This is a genomic window from Pseudomonas sp. LBUM1676 (assembly GCF_059695605.1).
The window spans coordinates 1,256,478-1,274,952 of the sequence record NZ_CP166777.1 but is presented as its reverse complement, the minus strand read 5'-3'; the positions used below and the strand labels follow the sequence as shown (position 1 = coordinate 1,274,952).

At 59.7% G+C, this 18,475-nt stretch carries 14 protein-coding genes and 1 pseudogene; 7 read left to right on the top strand and 8 right to left on the bottom strand.

Going from position 1 to position 18,475, the window contains the following annotated elements:
• Positions 1–2: 2 nt before the first annotated feature.
• The gene (locus tag ACA041_RS05780) at positions 3–428 is read right to left on the bottom strand and encodes an HIT domain-containing protein (protein WP_497440264.1); all 426 of its coding nucleotides are present in this window, start codon (positions 426–428) and stop codon (positions 3–5) included.
• 903 nt (positions 429–1,331) lie between these two features.
• Between ACA041_RS05780 and ACA041_RS05775 the strand changes: the two genes are divergently transcribed.
• Positions 1,332–2,660 (top strand): OprD family porin, encoded by a 1,329-nt coding sequence (locus tag ACA041_RS05775; protein ID WP_497440263.1) that lies wholly within the window; start codon positions 1,332–1,334, stop codon positions 2,658–2,660.
• A 140-nt stretch (positions 2,661–2,800) separates the two neighbouring features.
• On the opposite strand, the gene ACA041_RS05770 is transcribed toward ACA041_RS05775, so the two are convergent.
• Together ACA041_RS05770 and ACA041_RS05765 are read right to left on the bottom strand one after the other, a co-directional pair.
• A complete protein-coding gene (locus ACA041_RS05770) occupies positions 2,801–3,643 on the bottom strand; it encodes a mechanosensitive ion channel family protein (RefSeq protein WP_497440262.1) in 843 nt (280 codons plus the stop codon).
• A 132-nt stretch (positions 3,644–3,775) separates the two neighbouring features.
• The gene (locus ACA041_RS05765; protein WP_018926510.1) at positions 3,776–4,261 is read right to left on the bottom strand and encodes a YajQ family cyclic di-GMP-binding protein; all 486 of its coding nucleotides are present in this window, start codon (positions 4,259–4,261) and stop codon (positions 3,776–3,778) included.
• Positions 4,262–4,396: 135 nt separating this feature from the next.
• Between ACA041_RS05765 and ACA041_RS05760 the strand changes: the two genes are divergently transcribed.
• Genes ACA041_RS05760 through ACA041_RS05750 form a run of 3 tightly spaced genes read left to right on the top strand, consistent with a single transcriptional unit; the run spans position 4,397 to position 7,980 of the window.
• Positions 4,397–5,314, top strand: a complete 918-nt coding sequence (locus ACA041_RS05760) for a putative 2-dehydropantoate 2-reductase (protein ID WP_497440261.1) — start codon at positions 4,397–4,399, stop codon at positions 5,312–5,314.
• A 45-nt stretch (positions 5,315–5,359) separates the two neighbouring features.
• Positions 5,360–7,396 carry a sensor histidine kinase gene (locus tag ACA041_RS05755; protein WP_497440260.1) on the top strand — a complete coding sequence of 679 codons (2,037 nt, stop codon included), beginning with the start codon at positions 5,360–5,362 and terminating at the stop codon, positions 7,394–7,396.
• A 2-nt stretch (positions 7,397–7,398) separates the two neighbouring features.
• The gene (locus ACA041_RS05750; RefSeq protein ID WP_497440259.1) at positions 7,399–7,980 is read left to right on the top strand and encodes a cob(I)yrinic acid a,c-diamide adenosyltransferase; all 582 of its coding nucleotides are present in this window, start codon (positions 7,399–7,401) and stop codon (positions 7,978–7,980) included.
• Between the two features lie 123 nt (positions 7,981–8,103).
• On the opposite strand, the gene ACA041_RS05745 is transcribed toward ACA041_RS05750, so the two are convergent.
• The 4 genes from ACA041_RS05745 to secA form a co-directional block, all read right to left on the bottom strand.
• Positions 8,104–9,048, bottom strand: a complete 945-nt coding sequence (locus ACA041_RS05745) for a Nudix family hydrolase (RefSeq protein WP_497440258.1) — start codon at positions 9,046–9,048, stop codon at positions 8,104–8,106.
• Positions 9,045–9,677: a glutathione S-transferase family protein gene (locus ACA041_RS05740; protein WP_497440257.1), complete on the bottom strand. Its 633-nt coding sequence runs from the start codon at positions 9,675–9,677 to the stop codon at positions 9,045–9,047. The genes ACA041_RS05745 and ACA041_RS05740 overlap by 4 nt, the downstream gene beginning before the upstream one ends.
• 220 nt (positions 9,678–9,897) lie before the next feature.
• Positions 9,898–11,115 (bottom strand): bifunctional glutamate N-acetyltransferase/amino-acid acetyltransferase ArgJ, encoded by a 1,218-nt coding sequence (gene argJ, locus ACA041_RS05735; protein WP_497440256.1) that lies wholly within the window; start codon positions 11,113–11,115, stop codon positions 9,898–9,900.
• 121 nt (positions 11,116–11,236) lie between these two features.
• On the bottom strand, positions 11,237–13,972 hold the full coding sequence (gene secA / locus ACA041_RS05730) for a preprotein translocase subunit SecA (protein WP_497440255.1): 2,736 nt from the start codon (positions 13,970–13,972) through the stop codon (positions 11,237–11,239).
• Between the two features lie 307 nt (positions 13,973–14,279).
• On the opposite strand from secA, the gene ACA041_RS05725 reads away from it, so the two are divergent.
• On the top strand, positions 14,280–14,735 hold the full coding sequence (locus ACA041_RS05725) for a DUF721 domain-containing protein (RefSeq protein ID WP_497440254.1): 456 nt from the start codon (positions 14,280–14,282) through the stop codon (positions 14,733–14,735).
• A 36-nt stretch (positions 14,736–14,771) separates the two neighbouring features.
• On the opposite strand, the gene ACA041_RS05720 is transcribed toward ACA041_RS05725, so the two are convergent.
• Entirely contained in the window at positions 14,772–16,259 is a 1,488-nt protein-coding gene (locus tag ACA041_RS05720; protein ID WP_497440253.1) for a helicase HerA-like domain-containing protein, read from the bottom strand.
• Between the two features lie 174 nt (positions 16,260–16,433).
• Here ACA041_RS05720 and ACA041_RS05715 point away from each other — a divergent pair.
• Together ACA041_RS05715 and ACA041_RS05710 are read left to right on the top strand one after the other, a co-directional pair.
• Positions 16,434–17,465: pseudogene (locus ACA041_RS05715) on the top strand (HAMP domain-containing protein); the annotation flags it as partial.
• A gap of 93 nt (positions 17,466–17,558) precedes the next feature.
• Positions 17,559–18,323 (top strand): methyl-accepting chemotaxis protein, encoded by a 765-nt coding sequence (locus ACA041_RS05710; protein ID WP_497442011.1) that lies wholly within the window; start codon positions 17,559–17,561, stop codon positions 18,321–18,323.
• Positions 18,324–18,475: the final 152 nt, after the last annotated feature.

The window sequence follows — 18,475 nt, the reverse complement described above, 5'->3', positions numbered from 1 at the left end:
ATTCAACCCTCCAGGAACGTGAAATCGTCGGTCAATACCAAGCGCAGCCGCTCGCGAATCAGCGCAATCTGCTCTGCGCTGTATGGCACAGCCGGATGCTTGCCCCAGACCGGGGCTGGCCAGGCCGCATCCTCCCGCTTGCGCACAATCACATGCATGTGCAACTGGCTGACGACGTTCCCCAGGGCTGCGACGTTCAATTTGTCCGCGTCGAACGAGTCCTTGAGCATTTCCGCCAACGCGGTCGTTTCCTGCCACAGCTGCTGTTGATCTGCGACACCCAACTGAAATATCTCGCTGATATCCTCGCGGCGTGGCACCAGGATGAACCAGGGATAGTTCGAATCGTTGGACAACAGCAACCGACAGAGCGGGAAATCCCCGATCGGTAGCGTGTCTTGTTGAAGTCGTGGATCTAAAGCGAACATCGCGCGCACTCCCGCCTGGTCATTCATTTTTCAGCTTAGCGCCCGTCCGGCAAGACGGCGCACCAAGCGACAGGACGGCAGCATACCTGCGATCGCCGCGTGCTTCACGCCGAACCCAGCCAACGCAAGCCAAAGCATCGACCAGCGACCCAATATGGGACGTTTTACATCGGAACGCACCAGTACAGAACCGACGGTTACGTCAAAAACGCAGAAATGACTGATAAACAAGGATGCGTCCGTTTCTCAAAAAGGCTGCACTGTATGAAATCAGCACAGCGATTAAGATTTTTTGCACCAAAACCGCACAGTGCGTCTACGCTCAGTGCGACAGGCATCCGCCGTCTACTCACTGGCGGGGTGAACCGGTAACGTTTTTGGTTGTCATGCAGCCGGTCCTGGTGCCCCAACACCATGCAAACCATGGCGTCAAGTACCTGAAAAACAAGCGTGTACCCCCCGGTTTCATGAGGTTTTTACCGCGACAGGCAGGTTTCAGAAAAAAACGGCAAGAAATTTCTGATTTGTGCACGCTTGTTGCATTCACACCCACATCGCCTTGAAAGCGCCCGCTGGAAGCGCAAGCCTTCAAGGCACATAAAAACAGTGGCAGGGTTGCCCGATGGAGATTCAAACGTTTCACCAGGGACTCTTTTTACCGATACTCAAGCCCGGAAAAACAATGCTGAAGTCATCGATCCACTTGCATTGGGGCTGTAAATTTGCGACATCTACCAAGCCATTTGCGACAGGGTCGTAAAGAAGCTGAAAGGTGAGGTTCGCAAGTATCGCCAACATGGTCGGCGTGATATAAGTTTGCGCCGACACAAAAAGAAAGAGCCGCCCAGATAATAAAACAGGTGGGACGGCAGTACTCTTCTAAAACCAAAGGAGCAAATCACGATGCGCGTGATGAAGTGGAGCATGATCGCACTGGCAGTTGCAGCAGCAGCCAGTACTCAATTGGCAACGGCCGCACCTTTCGTAGGCGACCAGGCCGAAGCCAAAGGTTTTGTTGAAGACGCAAAATTCGACTTGCTGCTTCGCAACTACTATTTCAACCGTAACAAGAAAGATGGCGCAGTCGACGATAAAGACTGGACCCAGGGTTTCCACGGTGTATTCAGCTCCGGTTACACCCAAGGCACCGTAGGTTTTGGGGTTGACGCCTTCGGTTACCTGGCGATCAAACTGGACGGTACCGACGAGCACTCCGGTTCGGGCAACCTGAGCACTAACGCTGCTGGCGAAAACAATGACAGCCAGGGCAAGGCAGGCGGCGCAGTCAAAGTTCGCGTTTCCAAAACCGAACTGAAATTCGGTGAGATGCAGCCAAGCACCGCACCGGTATTCGCTGTTGGCGGCTCGCGTATCCTTCCGCAAACTGCTACCGGTTTCCAACTGCAGAGCAGCGAAGTCAAAGACCTTGACCTCGAAGCCGGCCACTTCTACTCGGCGAGCAGCCAGGACAAAAACTCCAGTCAAGGCGGCCTGTGGGCCAACTACGCTGGCGTTGAAGCCAACACTATCGATTATTTCGGTGGTAAGTACGGCATCACCGAGAACCTCAGCGCATCCCTGTACGGCGCTCAGCTGGAAGACATCTGGAACCAGTACTACGCCAACCTGAACTACACCATCCCGATGGGTGAGGATCAGTCGGTTAACCTGGACGGTAACATCTACCGCACTGACGACTCCGGCGACGCTGAAGCGGGCGACATCAGCAACACCACGTTCTCGCTGGCAGCCGCTTACTCCTTCCTGAAAGCGCACACCCTCACTGTAGGCTTCCAGAAAGTCAACAGCGACACTCCGTTCGACTACATCGGCGTGGGCAAGAACAACCGCGGCGGCGACTCGATCTTCCTCGCCAACTCCATCCAGTACTCCGACTTCAACGGTCCGAACGAAAAATCTGCACAAGTTCGTTATGACCTGAAAATGGCCGAGTACGGCGTTCCGGGCCTGAGCTTCATGACCCGTTATGTGAAAGGCTGGGATATCGACGGCTCCAACACTCCGACCAACAGTGCCTACACCGGTCTGTATGGCGAAGATGGCAAGCACCACGAAACCAACGTTGAAGCCAAGTACGTAGTACAGACTGGCCCGGCCAAAGATCTGTCCTTCCGTATCCGTCAAGCATGGCACCGCGCCAACACTGACCAGGGCGAAGGCGATATCGACGAGTTCCGTCTGATCGTCGACTACCCGCTGTCGATCTTGTAATCGAAAGCAGTTAGTTTGCCGAAATAAAAAAAGGCCCATCTTCGGATGGGCCTTTTTTATTGGTTACAGCTTTGTGTTTAAAGAATCGGGTGCCAGTGCACGGCACTGACCGACAGGTCAAACATGAACTGAACTGTTCATTACGCCGTTGCCGAGTCCTGTACTACTCGAATAACCCGCTGCGGAAACGGAATATCGATTCCGGCCGTTTTCAGGCGATCGCGCGATTGCTCATTGAACATGAACATCACGCTCCAATAGTCGGCAGTTTTTACCCACACCCGCAGGGAAACAGTGATCGAGCTGTCGCCCAAGGTTGAAATTACGGCTTCCGGAGCTGGTTCGGCCAACACACGCGGATCCTTCGCCAGATCCAGCAGTACTTCACGGGCCTTCTGCAAGTCCGCTTCGTAATCCACACCGACATCAAACACAACCTTGCGGGTCGGCTGACGGTTAGTGTTGGTGATGATGCCGTTCGACAGGTTGCCGTTAGGGACGATGATGGTTTTGTTATCGCCGGTGCGCAGCACGGTATGGAAAATCTGGATGCTGTCGACGGTACCGGCGACACCCTGGGCTTCGATCCAGTCACCAATGCGGAACGGGCGGAACAACAGAATCAGCACGCCGCCGGCGAAGTTCGCCAGACTGCCCTGCAAGGCCAGACCGATGGCCAGACCCGCCGCACCGATGGCCGCAACGAACGAAGTGGTTTCCACGCCGATCATCGAGGCCACACTGACAATCAGCAGTACCTTGAGAATAATGTTCGCCAGGCTGCTGATGAAGCCTTGCAGCGCCAGGTCGGCGTTACGCAGCGCCAGCAGTCCGCCAAGCTTTTGCGTCACTTTGTTGATCAGCCACCAGCCGATGGCCAGGGTGATGATCGCCAGCAGTACACGACTGCCATATTCCATGATCATCGGAATCCAGGCTTGGGATGCCTTGACCAGATTGTCCACTTCAGCATTCAAATCCATCTTCTTTCTCCTGATTCCCGGCTACCCGGCACGCGAAATATGAGCGGCAGAAAAGACTCGCCCGTTGCGGGCTCACCGTTTCTGCCATCGGGCCTCGGACGCCGAAAACGCCGAGAGGTTCCCGCTTAAAGGTCAGTCGCGGAAGTTGTTGAACTGCAGCGGCATGTCGAAGGTCTTGGCACGCAGGGCGGCGATGGCTTCTTGCAAGTCGTCACGCTTCTTGCCGGTGATGCGCACCTGCTCGCCCTGAATGGCGGCCTGGACCTTGAGCTTGGCGTCCTTGACGTGAGCGACGATTTTCTTCGCCAGCTCTTTGTCGATGCCTTCCTTGAGGACCGCTTCCTGCTTCATCAGCTTGCCGGAGGCATAGGCATCCTTGACTTCAAGGCACTGCACGTCGATTTTGCGCTTGACCAGGGCCAGCTTGAGGATCTCAATCATCGCTTCGAGCTGGAAATCGGCCTCAGCGGTCAGGTTGACGGTCAGGTCCTTTTCCTTGAACTCGAAGCTGCCTTTGCCTTTCAGGTCATAACGACGATCGAGTTCCTTGACGGCGTTCTCGACCGCGTTGGTGACTTCGTGTTTGTCCAGTTCGGATACCACGTCGAACGACGGCATGTAATCTCTCCAAATAAAAAGGCGCACCAATGGAGCACGCCTGGCTTGCGGTTAAAATCCGCGCTGATTATAACGGGTCTTTCCCATCATTCACTGCGGGCCTCCCATGCGCGCCTCAAACAGAGCGAAAAACTGATGTCCACCACCTGGCATGTTCTGGGCGCCGGCAGCCTCGGTACCTTATGGGCGACACGCCTGGCACGGGCCGAGGTGCCGGTCCGGCTGATTGTGCGCGACGCCGCGCGCCTGCGTGACTATGAGGCGGCAGGCGGGTTGACGCTGGTCGAACACGGTGAAGCGCAACGCTATCCCATACCCGCCGAGACGCCCGACAGCGGTGAACCGATCAAGCGCCTGCTGGTGGCCTGCAAAGCCTACGACGCCGAGCACGCCGTGGCGCAACTGGCGCCGCGCCTGGCCCCGGGCGCCGAGCTGATTCTGTTGCAGAATGGCCTTGGCAGCCAGGACGCCGTCGCGGCACAGGTTCCGCAGGCGCGTTGCATTTGCGCTTCGAGCACCGAAGGGGCCTTTCGCGATGGCGACTGGCGCGTGGTATTCGCCGGGCACGGATACACCTGGCTGGGGGACGCCGGTCATCCGGTGGCGCCGATCTGGCTGGATGATCTGGACGCCGCGGGTATTCCCCACGAATGGAGCACCGAGATTCTGACCCGGCTGTGGCGAAAACTGGCACTCAACTGCGCGATCAACCCGTTGACCGTGCTGCACGATTGTCGCAACGGCGGCCTGCAGGACCATCATTGCGAAGTCGCCACCCTGTGCGTCGAACTGACGGAACTGCTCGAACGTTGCGGCCAGCCGGCAGCCGCCGAGGATCTGCAATCGGAAGTCGAACGGGTGATCCACGCCACCGCCGCCAATTATTCGTCGATGTACCAGGACGTCAGCCAGCGGCGCCGGACCGAAATCAGCTACCTGCTGGGTCATGCCTGCAAAGTTGCCTCACGGCATCAGTTGAACCTGCCGCACCTCAATCAACTTCAGCAGCGGTTGACGACCCATCTGCACAGCCGTGGATTGCCCAGCGACTGAGCAGCGGCTACGCTGGCCACTTGTTCCTTTGCAGCGATTAACCTGATGCCATTGCGCCAGCGCCTTGAAAACCTTCCAGTCGGCCAGAAACTGCTGGCCGCCCTGCTGGTGCTGTTGACCACCGTCCTGCTGGTCGCCAACCTGACCTTTATCAGCGCTGCGTACTACATCTCCCAGGAAAGCATGGCCCCCCAGGCCTTGCAGACCATCGGGCGACTGGTGTCCAACCCGAGCCTGGTGTCCGACGCCCTGAAGTCGCCGCAAAGCGCCGAACGCCTGCTCAATGAACTCAACAGCTATTCGCCCCTGCGTGCCGCGGCCCTTTATGACGGCAAGGGCGAGCGTCTGGCGCAATTGCAGCATGGCGACAAACTGAACCTGCCCGAACGCTACCGGCACATCGAATCCTGGCAGGCCACCGAATTTCGCAGCAATCAAGTGATCACCCTGCCCCGCCCCGGTACCGCGCCCGGGCACCTGTTACTGGTGGCCAGCAGCGAATTGCCGATGGCGTTCTACACCGGCACCCTGACCGCCAGCCTCGGGATCCTGATCTTCAGTGTGCTGTTATGGCTGGTGATCGCCCGGCAGATCAAACGCCTGATCACCCGGCCGATCCATCAGCTCGAGGAGTTGTCCCGGCAAGTCACGCGGGAGGAGAACTACGCCCTGCGCGCCTCTCGTGGCAACCATGATGAAATCGGCAGCCTGGCCGAGGCGTTCAATACCATGCTCTCGCGCATCGAGGCCCGCGAGCAGCAACTCAAGCGGGCGCGGGATGATTCCCAGGCGGCCTATGACCAGGCCCAGGGCCTGGCGGAAGAAACCCGTCATACCAATCGCAAACTGGAACTGGAAGTCCAGGTGCGCAGCAAGATCGAGAAAAAGCTCACCGGGTTCCAGAACTACCTCAACAGCATTATCGACTCCATGCCCTCGGCCCTGATTGCCCTCGACGAGCAGCTCTATGTCACCCAGTGGAATCAGGAGGCCAGTGCCCTGTCCGGCACGCGCCTGGACGAGGCCTTGAACCAGCCGATCTTTCTCGCCTTCGAACCGCTCAAGCCGTTTCTGCCGCAACTCAAGCAAACCGTCGAACAGCACACCGTGGCGAAGATCGAGCGGGTGACCTGGTTCAAGGACGAAGAACCCAGGCACTATGCCTTGACGTTCTATCCGTTGATGGGCGGCGCCGGGCGCGGCGTGGTGATCCGGATCGACGACATCACCCAGCGCCTGTCGCTGGAAGAAATGATGGTGCAGTCGGAAAAAATGCTCTCGGTGGGCGGTCTCGCCGCCGGCATGGCCCATGAGATCAACAACCCGTTGGGTGCGATCCTGCACAACGTGCAAAACATTCGTCGGCGCCTGTCCCCGGACCTGCCGAAAAACCTAGAGCAGGCCGAACAAGTCGGTATCGCGCTGGAAACCGTCAACCAATACCTGCAGGCGCGTGAAGTACCGCAGTTGCTCGACGGCATTCAACAGGCGGGCGCCCGGGCGGCGAAGATCGTCACCCACATGCTCAGCTTCAGCCGCCGCAGCACCCGGCAGATGGCGCCGTGCGATCTGCCGGCGCTGATCGATCAGGCAGTGGAAATCGCCGGTAACGACTTCGATCTGGCCATCGGTTTCGATTTCAAGGGGCAGGCGATCATTCGCCAGTTCGATCCGGCATTGGGCCCGGTGCCCGGCACGGCCAACGAATTGGAACAGGTGCTGCTCAACCTGTTGAAAAACGCCGCTCAGGCGATTCACCAGCGCGAAGACGACCGCGAACCGGGACGGATCATTCTGCGCACCCGGCTGAACCCTCCCTGGGCGGAAATCCAGGTCGAGGACAACGGCATCGGCATGAGCGAGAGCGTGCGCAAGCGTACGTTCGAGCCGTTCTTTACCACCAAGGAAATCGGCCAGGGCACCGGCCTTGGCCTGTCGGTTTCGTATTTCATCATCACCAACAACCACAAGGGCCAGATGGAAGTGCAATCGACCCTCGGACAAGGCACCTGCTTTACCTTGCGCCTGCCCTTGGCGGGCACCCCGCTCGTCTCTCAAGAACTCAATCAGCTATCGAGGTAACCATGGGCTTTCGCTTGTCGAAAATTTACACCCGCACCGGCGACAAAGGCGAAACCGGGCTGGGAGACGGTCGCCGCGTGCCCAAGGATCATCCGCGGATCGAGGCCATTGGCGAGGTCGATACCCTGAACAGTCAGGTGGGTGTGCTGTTGGCCGGGTTGGCGGCGCAATGTGGCGAGTTTCCAGGGCTGAGCGAAGTGATCGAGGTGTTGGCGCCTTGTCAGCATCGGTTGTTCGACCTGGGTGGCGAACTGGCGATGCCGGTGTATCAGGCACTGGACCTGGCAGAGATTGAACGGCTGGAGGCGGCGATCGATCTGTGGAATGAAGAGCTCGGGCCATTGGAGAATTTCATCTTGCCGGGTGGTTCGGCGTTGATTGCCCAGGCTCATGTGTGCCGGAGCCTGGCCCGCAGTGCGGAGCGGCGGTGTCAGCAGTTGAATGCGACTGAACCGCTGGCCGGGGTTGGCCTGGCCTATATCAATCGGTTGTCGGATTTGTTGTTTGTGGTGGCGAGGTTGATTGCCAGGCGGCAGGGGGTTGCGGAGGTTTTATGGCAGGCGGCGGTGAAGCCTGGGGTTTAGGCGGCGCCTGTCAGGACGCCATCGCGAGCAAGCTCGCTCCCACAGTGGACCGAGTTCTTCCTGAAGAAATGCGATCCACTGTGGGAGCGAGCTTGCTCGCGATGAGGCCGCCTCACCGCAGAATCAGGCCTCAGGCCAAAACGCCCGAATCCCCGCCACACCCTGCGCCCCGGCCTCCCAGGCCTTCTGCTGCTCAGCCGGGCCAACACCACCAAGCAAAAACACCGGCTTGCTGAAACCTTCGATCAACGCCGAAGCCTGCTCCCAACCCAAAGGCTGAGCATCCGGATGAGTCTGGGTCGGCTGCACCGGCGACAGGGTCACAAAGTCCACGCCCATCTGTTCGGCCAGCGCCAGTTCTTCAGCGTTATGGCAAGACGCCGCCAACCAGCGCGATGCCGGTAGCGGGCGACCCGCCGCCGCGTACTTGCGCAGTTGCTTTGAAGTGATGTGCCAGCCGGCCGATGGAAAATCCCCCAGCCATTCAAACGGCCCCTTGATCATCAGCTGCGCCTTGCCGGCACACAGCCCCGCTGCGTCCACCGCCAGATCGCGGTATTTCGGATCGTAGCCGTTGGGCGCCCGCAGCTGGATCAGTTTGATACCGCCCGCGATGGCTTTCTGAATACCGCGCAGCAGCGCCGGGGTTTCCAGGTCTTCAGGGGTGATCAGGTACTGCGCGGGGAGTCGTGCTGCCGCGACGATCGGCTGGTTGGCCGCCGGGAACTCGTAGTTCAGCAGGTCACGGGGCGCGACCCATTCCAATGGCTGGCCTTCGGCGCCATGGGGCTCGCCGGAAAAGTCCGAGACTTCCCAGACGTCCAGCAACACCTGCTTGTCGGGGTAATCGTGCCGGACCTTGATCAACGGGCGCGCCGCGTTGACCACGATGCCCAGCTCTTCATGGAGCTCGCGGGCCAGGGCGGTTTCGACGGATTCGTCGTCCTCGACCTTGCCACCCGGGAACTCCCACAGGCCGCCCTGGTGCTGGGTGTCGGCACGACGGGCGATGAGTATTTTGCCGCTGCTATCGCGGATGACGGCGGCGGCTACATGCACTCGTTTCACTGACCCACCTCCTCCAGACCTGCTTTCTGCCAGGCCTTGAAGGCTGACCATTGGTAGATAGTGTTGACGTAGGCTTCGTCCGCCGCCGGCAGCTTCACCTGATAGGTACGCAGGCGCACGGCAATCGGTGCAAAGAAAGCATCGGCCAGGGTGGCACCGCCAAACAGGAACGGTCCGGTTTCGCTCGCGCTGGTGCGGCACTCGGCCCACAACGCCAACATGCGATCGATGTCGGACTGGACGTCAGCCGGCATCGGCGACAGCGGGGCGTCGTGGCTCAGGTCGAATGGCATGTGATTGCGCATGGCAAAGAAACCGCTGTGCATCTGCGCACAGGCCGAACGGGCCTGGGCACGGGCGGCAACGTTCCTGGGCCAGAGGCCGGCGTCGGGGAACTGTTCGGCCAGGTATTCGGCAATGGCCAGGGAATCGGCGATGGTGCCGTGTTCGGTCTTCAGCAGCGGGACTTTCGCGGTGGGCGAATGCTTGAGCAGCCGTTCGCGGGTGTCCGGCTGGTTGAGCTTGATCAATTCTTCGGTGTGAGGGGCGCCAGCCAGGTCGAGGGCCAAGGCGCCGCGCAGGGACCAGGAGGAATACAGTTTGTCGCCAATTATCAGGTGGAGGCTCATGTTCGGGACCTTTTGATGGAGGGAACAAGCCAGTCTATGCAGTGACTGACAGACCGTCATCGCGAGCAAGCTCGCTCCCACATTTGATCCTGCAGCACACACCTATTATGTTCACTGAAGATCCCTGTGGGAATCCTGCAGCAAACACCTGTTGTGTTCACTGAAGATCCCCTGTGGGAGCGAGCTTGCTCGCGATTGCAGCGACACGGTCTAAACGTAATTACGTGCGGTACTCAGCGTTGATCTTCACGTACTCGTGGGACAAATCAGTGGTCCAGATGGTTTCGCTGCAATCGCCGCGACCCAGTTCGATCCGGATGGTGATTTCTGCCTGCTGCATCACCGCCGCGCCCTGGGCTTCGGTGTAGGTCGATGCGCGGGCGCCACGGCTGGCGATGCACACTTCGCCGAGGAACACGTCGATCTTGCTCACGTCCAGGTCCGGTACCCCGGCACGCCCCACAGCGGCCAGGATACGGCCCCAGTTCGGGTCGGAGGCGAACAGCGCGGTCTTGATCAACGGCGAGTGGGCCACGGTGTAGCCGACGTCCAGGCACTCCTGATGATTGCCGCCGCCGTTGACTTCGACGGTGACGAACTTGGTCGCGCCCTCTCCATCGCGAACGATGGCCTGGGCCACGTCCATGCACACTTCGAACACCGCCTGCTTGAGCTTGGCGAACAATTCACCGCTGGCCGTGGTGATTTCCGGCAGCGCAGCCTGACCGGTGGCGATCAGCATGCAGCAGTCGTTGGTCGAAGTGTCGCCATCGATGGTAATGCGATTGAACGACTTGTTGGCGCCGTCCAGCAGCAGGTTTTGCAGCACTTCGCGAGAGACTTTGGCGTCGGTGGCGATGTAGCCGAGCATGGTCGCCATGTTCGGACGGATCATGCCCGCGCCTTTGCTGATACCGGTGACGGTGATGGTCACGCCGTCATGCTCGAACTGGCGGCTGGCGCCCTTGGGCAGGGTGTCGGTGGTCATGATGCCGGTGGCGGCAGCTTCCCAGTTATTCACCGACAGATCATCGAGTGCGGCCTGCAGCGCGCCTTCGATCTTCTCGACCGGCAGCGGCTCACCGATCACGCCGGTGGAGTACGGCAGAACCTGGCTGGCATCGACGCCGGTCAATTCAGCCAGCCTGGCGCAGGTGCGCTCGGCGGCGGCCAGGCCTGGTTCACCGGTGCCGGCGTTGGCGTTGCCAGTGTTGGTCAGCAGGTAGCGCACCGGGCCTTGCACGCGCTGTTTGGCCAGGATCACCGGCGCTGCGCAAAACGCGTTCAGGGTAAACACGCCCGCCACGGTGGAGCCTTCGGCGCAGCGCATGACCACGACATCCTTGCGCCCGGGGCGCTTGATGCCGGCCGAGGCGATACCGAGTTCAAAACCGGCAACCGGGTGCAACGTTGGCAAAGGACCAAGACCAACAGCCATGAATGCGCTCCTTAATAAATGATGTCAGCACCGTTTTCAGCAAAGACGGTGGTTTAAATGGCAAAACGCCGCGACGGCTGAAGCCGGTCGCGGCGAGGGTATTTCAGCGTACAAACGGGTGTTACTGGATCTGCCCGTGGCAATGCTTGAACTTCTTGCCCGAACCGCAGTAGCACAGTTCGTTGCGGCCCAGCTTCTGTTCGTTGCGCACCGGTGCGGTGGCGAGGGCTACATCGACCTCTTCACCGAGCAACTCCGGCTGCTCGAGACCCGGTGCTTCGTCGTGCTGGAACTGCATGCGCGCCGCCAGTGCCTCGGCTTCCTGACGCAGGCGTTGCTCTTCTTCGATCGGGTCTTCGCGGCGCACCTGAACGTGGGACAGCACACGGATCGAATCGCGTTTGATCGAATCCAGCAGCTCGGAGAACAGCGTGAACGACTCGCGCTTGTATTCCTGCTTCGGGTTCTTCTGGGCATAGCCACGCAAGTGGATGCCGTGACGCAGGTGATCCATGGTCGACAGGTGGTCTTTCCACAGGTCGTCGAGCACACGCAGCACGATTTGTTTCTCGAAGGTGCGCAGTGCTTCAGCACCGGCCTGGTCTTCTTTCTCGTTGTACGCGGCGATCAGTTCGCTCAGCAGCTTCTCGCGCAGGGTTTCTTCGTAGAGATGATCGTCTTCGTCGAGCCATTTCTGGATCGGCAACGCCACACCGAAGTCGCTCTGCAATGCCGCTTCCAGACCGGCCACATCCCACTGCTCAGGCAGCGATTGCGGTGGAATGTGCGCGCTGACAGTGGCGTTGAGCACGTCCTGACGGAAATCGGAGATGGTTTCGCCGATGTTGTCCGCGGCGAGCAACGTATTACGCATGTGATAGATCACTTTACGCTGTTCGTTGTTGACGTCGTCGAACTCGAGCAGTTGCTTGCGGATATCGAAGTTACGGCCTTCAACCTTGCGCTGGGCCTTCTCGATGGCGTTGGTCACCATACGGTGCTCGATCGCTTCACCTGACTGCATGCCCAGGGCCTTCATGAAGTTCTTCACCCGGTCGGAGGCGAAGATACGCATCAGGCTGTCTTCCAGGGACAGGTAGAAGCGGCTGGAACCGGCATCACCCTGACGACCGGCACGACCACGCAGCTGGTTGTCGATCCGACGCGATTCGTGACGCTCGGAAGCGATCACCTGCAGGCCGCCCGACTCCAGCACTTGCTGGTGGCGTTTCTGCCAGTCGGCCTTGATCTGGGCGATCTGCTCCGGCGTTGGATTTTCCAAGGACGCGACTTCCACTTCCCAGTTACCGCCCAACAGGATGTCAGTACCACGACCGGCCATGTTGGTGGCGATGGTCAGTGCGCCCGGACGACCGGCCTGGGCAATGATCTCGGCTTCCTTTTCGTGAAACTTGGCGTTCAGGACCTTGTGTTCGATGCCTTCCTTGTCGAGCAGGGTGGACATGTGCTCGGAGGTTTCGATGGTCGCAGTACCCACCAGCACCGGACGGCCCTGGGTCATGCATTCCTTGATGTCATTGATGATCGCCGCGTATTTCTCTTCGGCGGTCAGGAACACCAGGTCGTTGTAGTCTTTACGCGCCAGCGGCTTGTTCGGCGGGATCACCATGACCTGCAGGCCATAGATCTGATGGAACTCGAACGCTTCGGTATCGGCGGTACCGGTCATGCCGGACAGCTTGTTGTACAGGCGGAAGTAGTTCTGGAACGTGGTCGATGCCAGGGTCTGGCTTTCGGCCTGGATGTTCAGGTTTTCCTTGGCTTCGATGGCCTGGTGCAGACCTTCGGACAAACGGCGGCCCGGCATGGTACGACCGGTGTGTTCGTCGACCAGAACCACCTGGCCGTCCTGCACGATGTATTCGACGTTGCGATTGAACAGTTTGTGCGCACGCAGGCCAGCATAAACGTGGGTCAGCAGGCCCAGGTTGTGGGCCGAATACAGGCTCTCGCCTTCAGCCAGCAGGCCGACGCTGGTGAGCATGTCTTCGATGAACTGGTGACCGGCTTCGTTGAGCTCGACCTGACGGGTCTTCTCGTCGACGGTGTAGTGGCCGGCCTTGGTGACTTCGCCTTCCACTTCTTCGACGTGCAATTGCAGCTGCGGGATCAGTTTGTTGATCTCGATGTACAGCTTGGAGCTGTCCTCGGCCTGACCGGAAATGATCAGCGGGGTACGGGCTTCGTCGATGAGGATGGAGTCGACTTCGTCGATCACGGCAAAATTGAGTTCGCGCTGGAATTTCTCTTCCATGCTGAACGCCATGTTGTCGCGCAGGTAGTCGAAACCGAATTCGTTGTTGGTGCCGTAGGTGATGTCGGCAGCGTACGCGGCGCGCTTCTCTTCCGGCGGCTGGAATGGCGTGACCACGCCGACCGTCATGCCGAGGAACTCGTAGAGCGGACGCATCCAGTTGGCGTCACGGCGGGCCAGGTAGTCGTTCACGGTCACAACGTGCACGCCCTTGCCGGACAGCGCGTTGAGGTAAACGCCCAGGGTTGCCACCAGGGTCTTGCCTTCACCGGTACGCATTTCCGCGATCATGCCTTCATGCAAGGTCATGCCGCCGATCAGCTGGACATCGAAGTGGCGCATACCCATGACACGCTTGCCGGCTTCGCGGGCGACCGCAAAGGCTTCCGGCAGCAGTTTGTCGAGGGTTTCCCCTTTGGCGATGCGGGCCTTGAACTCGTCTGTCTTGGCACGCAATTGATCGTCCGAAAGGGCCACCATTTGCTCTTCGAAGGCATTGACGAGTTGCACCGTCTTGAGCATGCGTTTGACTTCACGCTCGTTCTTGCTTCCAAAAAGTTTCTTTAACAAAGGCGCAAACATATCGGCAGGATCTTCCACACTAAAGGGATGGAGGGCGGCCCCGTGAGTCGCCCGAGCAGCCCTCATGGCCGCATGCGAACGAGCATTCTACCCGGAAACGATGGTGAGGAAAGTGGCGTTATTCCACGATGCTGGCACAGCGCTGTGACGGGGCTCATTTAAAATAAGGGCTTTTTGCTCAACTTCAAGCCATTCACCGCATAAGTTACCCGTTGATTTAATGGGTAAAGCGCTCGCAAAGCAATGGGTCGGGCGCCTGCGGTGCTTTCTGCTACCATGGCCGCTCTGTTACTTCAGGTGTCTGATCATGGCATTTCGCCCTCTTACGGCCAGAGCACCCGCCGTTCTGCTTCGCGAAGCCAAACCGCTCAAAGCCATCTTCGGCCACGCTCAACGCCTGGGTCATTTGCAACGCCTGGTGGAAAGCCAGTTGCAGCCTGCTGCCCGCGAACATTGCCATGTGGCGTCGTGGCGCGAAGGCAGTTTATTGCTGATTGTCACCGACGGTCACTGGGCCACTCGTTTGCGTTATCAGCAAAAGCGTCTGCAACGGCAATTGCAGCTGTTCGATGAGTTCGCCAGCCTGACGCGGATCCTGTTCAAGGTGCAGCCGCCGACCGTACAGCAGGGGGCGGCTGGGCATACCATCAGTTTGTCGATCGATGCGGGCGCGACCATTCAGGCCACGGCCGATGGCATCAGCGATCCGAATCTGCGGGCAGCGCTGGAGCGCCTCGCGGCGCACGCCAAACCCAAGGATTGATACAAATCCAATGTGGGAGCGGCGGTGCCCGCTTTGTTAGCGGCGTTTGCTGCCGCCGAGCAGCGAGCCCATCAAACCGCGTACCAGTTGTCGGCCCAATTGATTCGCCGCCTGGCGCATCGCTGATTTCAACGCCTGTCCCGCTGCCGTACCGAGGAATTCCCCGGCCTTGTCGGTGAAACTGGGCTCTTCGGCTGCCGGCTTACCTGGAGCAGCGTCCGGCTCTGGGGCCAATCCTTTGCGCCCCATCAGCACTTCATAGGCAGATTCCCGGTCAATCGGCTTGTCATACCGCCCCTTGAACGGCGAGCCGGCGATCAGCACGGTGCGCTCAGTCTCGGTCAGCGGCCCGATCCGCGATTGCGGCGGTGCAACCAATACACGCTGGACCATTCCCGGCGTGCCCTTGTCTTGCAGGGTACCGACCAGCGCCTCGCCGATGCCCAACTCCGTCAACACCGACAAGGCGTCAAATGCCGGGTTCGGCCGGAAGCCCTCGGCCACCGCACGCAGGGACTTCTGCTCCTTGGCGGTGAACGCGCGCAATCCATGCTGAATGCGCAGGCCCAGTTGCGCCAGTACGTCATCCGGCAAATCGCCTGGCGACTGGGTAACGAAATACACGCCGACACCTTTGGAGCGAATCAGCCGCACCACCTGCTCCAGACGATCCTGCAAGGCCTTGGGCGTACCGGCGAACAACAAATGCGCCTCATCGAAAAACAGCGCCAACAGCGGCTTGTCGCAATCGCCGCGCTCGGGCAGTTGCTCGAACAGTTCGGCCAGCAGCCACAACAGGAACGTTGCATACACCTTCGGCGCTTCGTGGACCAGGCGACTGGCATCGAGCAAGTGAATGCGCCCGCGGCCATCGGCGCCCGGTTGCAGAATGTCTTCAAGTTGCAGCCCCGGTTCGCCGAACAGCGCTTCTGCACCCTGTTGTTCCAGGGTTGCCAGACGCCGCAACAGTGCCTGGCTGGAACCGGTGGTCATCAACGCGGCATCATCACCCAGCAATTCAGGCTGCTCACGCAGGTGATTGAGCAGCGCCTTCAGATCCTTCAGATCCAGCAGCAACAGCCCTTCGCGGTCCGCGACCTTGAACGCGGCATACAGTGCCGACTGCTGGCTGTCGGTCAATTCCAGCAGGCTGCCGAGCAGCAACGGCCCCATTTCACTCAAGGTCGTACGCAAGGGATGCCCGGACTGACCGTGAATGTCCCACAAGGTTACCGGGTACGCCTGGGGTTTGTGGTTCAGCCAAGGCATCCCCGCGATCCGCTCGGCGACCTTGCCCTGAGGAGCTCCGGCAGCGCCCAGGCCGCACAGGTCGCCTTTGATATCGGCCGCGAACACCGCCACGCCGGCGTCGCTGAAGGCTTCGGCCAGACGCTGCAGGGTGACAGTCTTGCCGGTGCCGGTAGCGCCCGCAACCAGGCCATGCCGGTTTGCCAGCCGCATGGCCTGGGCAATCGGCTGCCCGCTGAGGTCGGCACCGATAACGAGTTGCAGTGAATCAGGCATTTTGTCACCCCATGGTTAAGCTTTGATCCTTCACGGCCGATATAAAAGACTGAATAGCATCGGTAGTTCCCTAGGGAGAGTACGGAAATATCAGCTTGTTCTCACTGCCGCCCATTGTGCGTTCCTTTATAAAAGCACGCCTTTGGCACCAAGACCTTAGCGGAACCCCAAGCCATGAACAAAAATCTGCGTTTCAGCCATAAAATCCTGCTTGCCGCTGCCCTCATCGTCATGGCCGCCTTTGCCTCGTTCACGCTGTACAACGACTATCTGCAGCGCAACGCCATCCGCGAAGACCTGGACAACTACCTCAATGAGATGGGAGACGTCACCGCCCACAACATCCAGACCTGGCTGGCCGGTCGTATCCTGTTGATCGACAACCTCGCCCAGAACATCGCGATCAATCCTGAGCCGTCCACCGTCGCCAGCCTGCTTGAGCAGAAAGCCCTGACGTCGACCTTCATGGCGTCCTACCTGGGCGATGCCACCGGCAGCTTCACCATTCGTCCGGATACCAAAATGCCCGCCGGTTTCGATCCACGGGTGCGTGCTTGGTACAAAGGCGCTGAAAGCAGCAGCACAGCGACCCTGACCGAACCCTATATCGATGCGGCCACTGGCCAGACCATCATCTCCATCGCATCCGCTTCAAAAAAGGCCGGGCAAAGTGTAGGGGTGGTGGGCGGCGACCTGAGCCTGCAGACCCTGATCGACACCCTTAGCGCCCGGGACTTCGACGGCATGGGCTACGCCTTCCTGGTCAGTGCCGACGGCAAGATCCTGGTCCACCCGGACAAAGCCCTGGTGATGAAGACCCTGAGCGAGGCCTATCCGGACAATGCCCCGCGTATCAGCCGCGACTTCAGTGAAGTGGAAGTCGACGGCAAGACCCGCATCGTCACGTTCACTCCGATCAAGGGCCTGCCCTCGGTCAACTGGTACATCGGTCTGTCGATAGACAAGGACAAAGCCTTCTCGATGCTCACCGAGTTTCGTGCCTCGGCGGTCGTCGCGACGCTGATTGCCGTGGCCATCATCATTGCCCTGCTGGGCATGTTGATTCGTATGCTGATCCAGCCGTTGCATGTGATGACCCGCGCCATGGCAGACATTGCCGACGGCGACGGTGACCTGACCAAACGCCTGACCATCCAGAACAACGATGAATTCGGCGTCCTCGGTACCGCGTTCAACCGCTTCGTCGAGCGTATTCACGGCTCGATCCGCGAAGTGTCCTCCGCCACCGGGCAAGTCAACGAAGTGGCTTTGCGCGTGGTAGCGGCCTCGAACTCGTCGATGTTCAACTCCGACCAACAGGCTTCACGCACCAGCAGCGTCGCCGCGGCCATCAACCAGCTTGGCGCCGCCGCCCAGGAAATCGCCCGCAACGCCGCGCAAGCGTCGAGCCAGGCCAGCGATGCCCGCAGCCTGGCTGAAGATGGCCAGCAAGTGGTGGATCGCAGCATTGTCGCGATGAATCAGCTGTCGAGCATGCTTAGCGCCTCGAGCAACAATATTGAATCGCTGAACAGCAAGACCGTGAACATCGGGCAAATTCTCGAAGTGATCACCAGCATTTCCCAGCAAACCAATCTGTTGGCGCTCAACGCCGCCATCGAAGCGGCGCGCGCCGGTGAAGCCGGACGGGGTTTTGCCGTGGTCGCCGATGAGGTCCGCAACCTGGCCCACCGCACGCAGGAATCGGCGCAGCAGGTGCAGACCATGATCGAAGAACTGCAAGTCGGCGCCCGCGAGTCCGTCAGCACCATGAGCGATAGCCAGCGCCACAGCCAGGACACGGTGGTCATCGCCAACCTGGCGGGTGAACGGCTTAACAGCGTCACCTTGCGCATCGGTGAAATCGACGGCATGAACCAGTCGGTGGCGACGGCGACCGAAGAGCAGACGGCTGTGGTGGAGTCGATCAACGTCGACATTACCGAGATCAACACGTTGAATCAGGAGGGGGTGGAGAATCTGCAGTCGACGTTGCGCGCTTGTGCGGATCTTGAGCAGCAGGCGGGGCGGCTCAAGCAGTTGGTAGGCAGTTTCCGTATTTAGTGTCTGATAGGGCCTCTTCGCGGGCAAGCCCGCTCCTACAGGTTCACGCAAACCCTGTGGGAGCGAGCCTGCTCGCGAAGGCGGCCTGTAATACACCGCAAAAACCCCGCCCGCCCCCGTCCACAAAACCCCAACCGAACATCTATCCTTCA

Excerpts from the sequence above, each read along its gene's own strand:
- ACA041_RS05780 (WP_497440264.1), bottom strand. The coding sequence starts at position 428 with ATGTTCGCTTTAGATCCACGACTTCAACAAGACACGCTACCGATCGGG.
- ACA041_RS05775 (WP_497440263.1), top strand. The coding sequence starts at position 1,332 with ATGCGCGTGATGAAGTGGAGCATGATCGCACTGGCAGTTGCAGCAGCA.
- ACA041_RS05770 (WP_497440262.1), bottom strand. The coding sequence starts at position 3,643 with ATGGATTTGAATGCTGAAGTGGACAATCTGGTCAAGGCATCCCAAGCC.
- ACA041_RS05765 (WP_018926510.1), bottom strand. The coding sequence starts at position 4,261 with ATGCCGTCGTTCGACGTGGTATCCGAACTGGACAAACACGAAGTCACC.
- ACA041_RS05760 (WP_497440261.1), top strand. The coding sequence starts at position 4,397 with ATGTCCACCACCTGGCATGTTCTGGGCGCCGGCAGCCTCGGTACCTTA.
- ACA041_RS05755 (WP_497440260.1), top strand. The coding sequence starts at position 5,360 with ATGCCATTGCGCCAGCGCCTTGAAAACCTTCCAGTCGGCCAGAAACTG.
- ACA041_RS05750 (WP_497440259.1), top strand. The coding sequence starts at position 7,399 with ATGGGCTTTCGCTTGTCGAAAATTTACACCCGCACCGGCGACAAAGGC.
- ACA041_RS05740 (WP_497440257.1), bottom strand. The coding sequence starts at position 9,677 with ATGAGCCTCCACCTGATAATTGGCGACAAACTGTATTCCTCCTGGTCC.
- argJ (WP_497440256.1), bottom strand. The coding sequence starts at position 11,115 with ATGGCTGTTGGTCTTGGTCCTTTGCCAACGTTGCACCCGGTTGCCGGT.
- secA (WP_497440255.1), bottom strand. The coding sequence starts at position 13,972 with ATGTTTGCGCCTTTGTTAAAGAAACTTTTTGGAAGCAAGAACGAGCGT.
- ACA041_RS05725 (WP_497440254.1), top strand. The coding sequence starts at position 14,280 with ATGGCATTTCGCCCTCTTACGGCCAGAGCACCCGCCGTTCTGCTTCGC.
- ACA041_RS05720 (WP_497440253.1), bottom strand. The coding sequence starts at position 16,259 with ATGCCTGATTCACTGCAACTCGTTATCGGTGCCGACCTCAGCGGGCAG.
- ACA041_RS05710 (WP_497442011.1), top strand. The coding sequence starts at position 17,559 with ATGTTCAACTCCGACCAACAGGCTTCACGCACCAGCAGCGTCGCCGCG.